Source organism: Oscillospiraceae bacterium (assembly GCA_035353335.1).
Lineage (GTDB): Bacteria > Bacillota > Clostridia > Oscillospirales > JAKOTC01 > DAOPZJ01.
On the sequence record DAOPZJ010000035.1, the window covers coordinates 1 to 4,415 of the forward strand.

General features: G+C 48.7%; 4 protein-coding genes. 2 read left to right on the plus strand and 2 right to left on the minus strand.

Translation table 11 applies throughout. The annotated features are described in order from the left end of the window. Nucleotides 1-939 (minus strand): hypothetical protein (locus tag PKH29_08225; protein HNX14826.1); only part of this gene is annotated, 939 nt, incomplete at its 3' end. A gap of 67 nt (nt 940-1,006) precedes the next feature. Then, entirely contained in the window at nt 1,007-2,173 is a 1,167-nt protein-coding gene (locus tag PKH29_08230) for a nucleotidyltransferase family protein (protein ID HNX14827.1), read from the minus strand. Between the two features lie 168 nt (nt 2,174-2,341). On the opposite strand from PKH29_08230, the gene PKH29_08235 reads away from it, so the two are divergent. Together PKH29_08235 and pyrH are read left to right on the plus strand one after the other, a co-directional pair. After that, a complete protein-coding gene (locus tag PKH29_08235; GenBank protein HNX14828.1) occupies nt 2,342-3,541 on the plus strand; it encodes an acetate kinase in 1,200 nt (399 codons plus the stop codon). A gap of 88 nt (nt 3,542-3,629) precedes the next feature. Continuing rightward, complete coding sequence (gene pyrH / locus PKH29_08240; GenBank protein HNX14829.1) at nt 3,630-4,343, plus strand: UMP kinase; 714 nt, start codon at nt 3,630-3,632, stop codon at nt 4,341-4,343. Nucleotides 4,344-4,415 lie beyond the last annotated feature (72 nt).

The window sequence follows — 4,415 nt, forward strand, 5'->3', positions numbered from 1 at the left end:
AAACAACCTTTCAGCCAGCTTTGCGATTGCCGCTTCGTTTTTGGGATTCGGTGCTTTCGCGGCTTTCTTCAATATCCATTGTTCGGTATGAGCGCTGCGCTCATCCGGCATCAATTCCCGAATTTCGCCGAGTGTCTCCATCTCGATAAACTTGTCGTTGGTATAAGTCTCAAACGACATGCCGTGATCGGGGTAATTCACGTGCTTATTATGTGTAAATTTCTTGATAAACGCAGTGCCGTTGTGAATATAAGCGGCTCTTCCGATGGTGTTGTTAATTCCGAACTTAAACGGGCCGTCCGTTGTCCCTTCAACGCTGCGTAAAGTGATATAATCTTTACCCCAATTGACACGGCTATCGGCCATATTGGTATACGGCCAAAGTTCCAACGTACGGTTGGAGAGAAATCCCGTCTGTTCTTTGGGCTGCGGGACGATTTCAAGGCCGTTCGGCGCGAGCACGGAAAGCGCCCAGACCGCGATTTTACGGATGCCGCCGCTGCGGTTGTCGATGATATTGTTCACGGTGACGATCGGCTTTTTATTGTCCACGACAAGTTCCAACGTGAATTGAAGTCCGAGTGTCGCTGCCATTTTCGGTTCAAAAGTAAATTTGTTTCCTTCGGCAGCCCATTTGATCGGTTCGTCCTCGGGTATATAGGAGTATGGATATTCCTCCGGTGAAAACCAGATGCGGTGTCCGCCGAAAATCCGCCAGCACTTGTTTTTGCCGAACGCGGCTTCAAATACCGGATCACTCTTTCCAACGATGACATTGCGGTTGACGTCGTTGAACATGACGTTCTGACCGTCGGTAAGCGCGAGATAGATAACGCGCGGGCCGATATCAACGGTAACTTTGATATCGACAGCGCCGTTTGTAATTGCAACGACTTTGCCGTAATTTTTATATTCTTCGATTTGATAAGTAACAGCCATAATTTATCCCTCCGTGTTGTAATAAGTTTATTATAACGCAAAAAAGCGCTTAATTCAAGTGATTAACTCACAAAATGACCGAAGGCGTGGCGCGGAAATCATCAATCGCTTTAGAGGGGTCGGGTAAGCAAAGTGCATAAATCAAACCAGCTTTCGCTTCCTGTTCAAAGGCCTCCGCGCACCTCGAATCATCGGCGAATTTGGAACTCTTGGTGTAGATCGGTAAACCGCGCTCTGCAGCCTTTTTGATCAACTCGCTCCCTCTTTTATTAAAAGCAAGGGGACGAATATAGGGAACCGGAGAGTTTTGAAGTGAAGCGTTCGTCCCGAGATAAGCGTTAATAATAATACGACGGATCCGAGCATGAGTAAATCTTTTTGACTTTACAGAGTCGTAAAGTGTCTTCAAATCCGAAGCCGATTTCGCTGCTGCAAGAATCCGGTTTTCAAGACCTTCCGAGACATCCGGAACAGCTTTCAATTCCTCTAAAGACATCGTGCGCAGTTTGGCGATAATACCGCGTTCGATCCTTTTGAGAGAAGCCGGAGCAAGCCCGTCCGCAATCGCTTTATCAAGTAAAGAAGCCATTTTATTTGGGATAAATGGCTTATATTCGCCACCTGATAGAATCAATTCCCGAATCTTTGAAGCCGAGGCAAACCCGCCTTCCGCTTCTTGTATGTCATGACCTGCTCCGATCCGTTTTACCGCAATATATTGACAGTCCGGAATCATTTTTTCGGTAGCTTTGATATATTCGATTGCGAGAGAGTTGTTAGCGCCTAATAGGATATAACTGTAAAGTCCGGCGGCTTTCGTGACAGCTTTCGGATAATTTACGCCTTTTGCAATGAACTCTTTCAACTTCAAATTAAACTCATCGCCGGAAAAATATTCGGCTGTTGATTTGAGCAGTTCTCCGTCTCCGCATTCACAGCCGAAACCGATGGCATCCACACCGAGCCGGGCCATGATCCCTACAGACGCTTCGGCAAAGCGCTGTGCGCTTGCGACAGCCAATGCGCTCGGGAGCTCGACGACCAAATCAACGCCGTTTTCAACAGCCGCACGTGCCCGCAGCCATTTATTGCAGATTGCTGGTTCTCCGCGCTGCACAAAGTTGCCGCTCATCACGGCGATGATCGTGTCAGCGCCGTTTTTGCGCAGTTCGTTTAATTGATAAACGTGCCCATTGTGAAGGGGATTATATTCCGCCGTGACGCCGCAGATCATGGTGTGCTCCCGTTCTTTAGAAATTTTGGCTTGAAAACGAAGCGGTTTTGTAGTATCATGGAGTAGGCGCTCGAAAGAGCATCTTTTTGTGAAATGGGTTCGAAAAGCCTCATTTTGTGATTATAACATTTTTAACAAAAAATCAAAACACCAGCGGAGGGTAATCGGATGAAAATTTTGGTGATCAATGCCGGGAGCTCGTCGATGAAGTTTCAACTCATCGATATGACAAATGAATCGGTATTGGCAAAAGGAATCTGCGATCGCGTCGGGATCGACGGAACATACAAACAAAAGAATGCAGACGGAAGAACCTACGAGGCAAAGATACCAATGCCGACACATGCAGACGCATTTGAGGTGCTTGTCAAGTCACTTTCACAGGGCGAGTGCAAGGTCATCAACGATATCTCCGAAATCACCGCGGTTGGACATAGGATCGTGCACGGCGGCGAAAAATACAGTCATTCCGTTCGGGTCGACGAGACGGTCATTAACGACATAGCGGCGTTGTCCGAACTCGCACCGCTCCATAATCCGGGCGCGGTTCAGGGAATCCGCGGCTGCCTGAAGGTTTTCGGCGGTAAGTTGCCTCAGGTTGTGGTTTTCGATACCGCCTTTCACCAGACCATGCCGCCTCAGGCCTACTTATATCCGATTCCTTACGAGTATTACGAAAAATATAAAATCCGCCGTTACGGTTTTCACGGAACTTCCCATCAATTCGTCTCCGAACGCTGCGCGCAGCTGATGGGCAAAGACATCGGTAAATTGAAAATTGTGACCTGCCATCTTGGCAACGGCTCGTCGGTGACGGCGGTATCGGGTGGGAAATCGGTCGATACCACGATGGGAATGACGCCGCTCGAAGGCGTCATGATGGGCTCTAGAAGCGGTTCCATCGATCCCTCGATCGTCACCTATCTGCAGAGAAAAGAAAATTTGACCCCCGATGAAATGGACTTTATTCTGAATAAAAAGTCCGGAATTTTAGGGCTCGGCGGAGTCTCGAGCGACGACCGCGACAATCGCGCGGCGGCGGAGCAAGGAAATATGCGCACCAAGCAGGCCAGAGAAGTTCAGATACTCAGCATTAAAAAGGCGCTTGCGGCGATGGCGGCGAGTATGGGCGGTTTGGACGCGGTGGTTTTTACCGGTGGAATCGGTGAAAACGTCGAATCATTCCGTATCGGCGTCTGTGATGGGTTGGATTATATGGGCATCAAACTTGACATCGAGAAAAACGAAAAAACCCTGTACGGTGCAGAAGGAGAGATTTCCGCACCGGACAGCAAAACCCGCGTATTCGTCATTCCGACCAATGAGGAACTGGTCATCGCAAGAGATACGATGCGGCTTTCAAAATAATCACACTTCGGCAGATTTCGGCAGTTTAGACTTTACAAGTGTTCGGAAATCGTGTAGAATAAATTCAGCAGAAGAAGGGGGTGTTCGATTGCAGTTACCCAAATATCGAAGAGTGATCATCAAGATCAGCGGAGAGGCGCTTGCGGGCAGCCGAAACGGAGGAATCGACCGGGATACTCTGGAAAAGGTCTGCGCGAGCGTTAAAAAATGCCACGAGTTGGGCGTCCAGATCGGAATTGTAGTCGGTGGGGGAAACTTTTGGCGCGGCAGAAGCAGCGAGCGCATGGAGCGCACACGCGCCGATCACATCGGCATGATGGCCACGGTCATGAACTCCCTTGCAATGGCGGACGCGCTCGAACAACTCGGTCTGGAAGTACGCGTACAAACCGCGTTGGAGATGCGAGCCATTGCCGAGCCCTATATCAGAAACCGCGCGGTTCGGCATTTTGAAAAAGACCGCATCGTCGTTTTCGGATGCGGAACCGGAAATCCTTTCTTTTCGACCGATACGGCGGCATCATTGCGAGCTGCCGAAGTCGGAGCCGAGGTGATCTTAAAGGCGACAAACACCGACGGCGTTTATGACTGCGATCCCAAAATCAATCCGAACGCAAAAAAATATGATGTTGTCTCGATGTCCGAGGTATTGGCAAAAGAGTTGAATTTTATGGATGCGACGGCTGCTGCTATGTGCAAAGAAAATAAAATACCGGTTGTCGTGTTTAACATCAGCGACACGGAAAATATTTACAAGGCAATTATCGGTGAGATCGTCGGAACGGAAGTTACTTGCGATTAATTCTTTGATATAATTAAGAAAGGCAGTGTGAGATATGAACGATAACATTAAAAGCGGCGAAGACAAAATGAA

Bases quoted from the DNA above. Each gene is read 5' to 3' on its own strand.
- PKH29_08230 (HNX14827.1), bottom strand. From the start codon at position 2,173: ATGATCTGCGGCGTCACGGCGGAATATAATCCCCTTCACAATGGGCAC.
- PKH29_08235 (HNX14828.1), top strand. From the start codon at position 2,342: ATGAAAATTTTGGTGATCAATGCCGGGAGCTCGTCGATGAAGTTTCAA.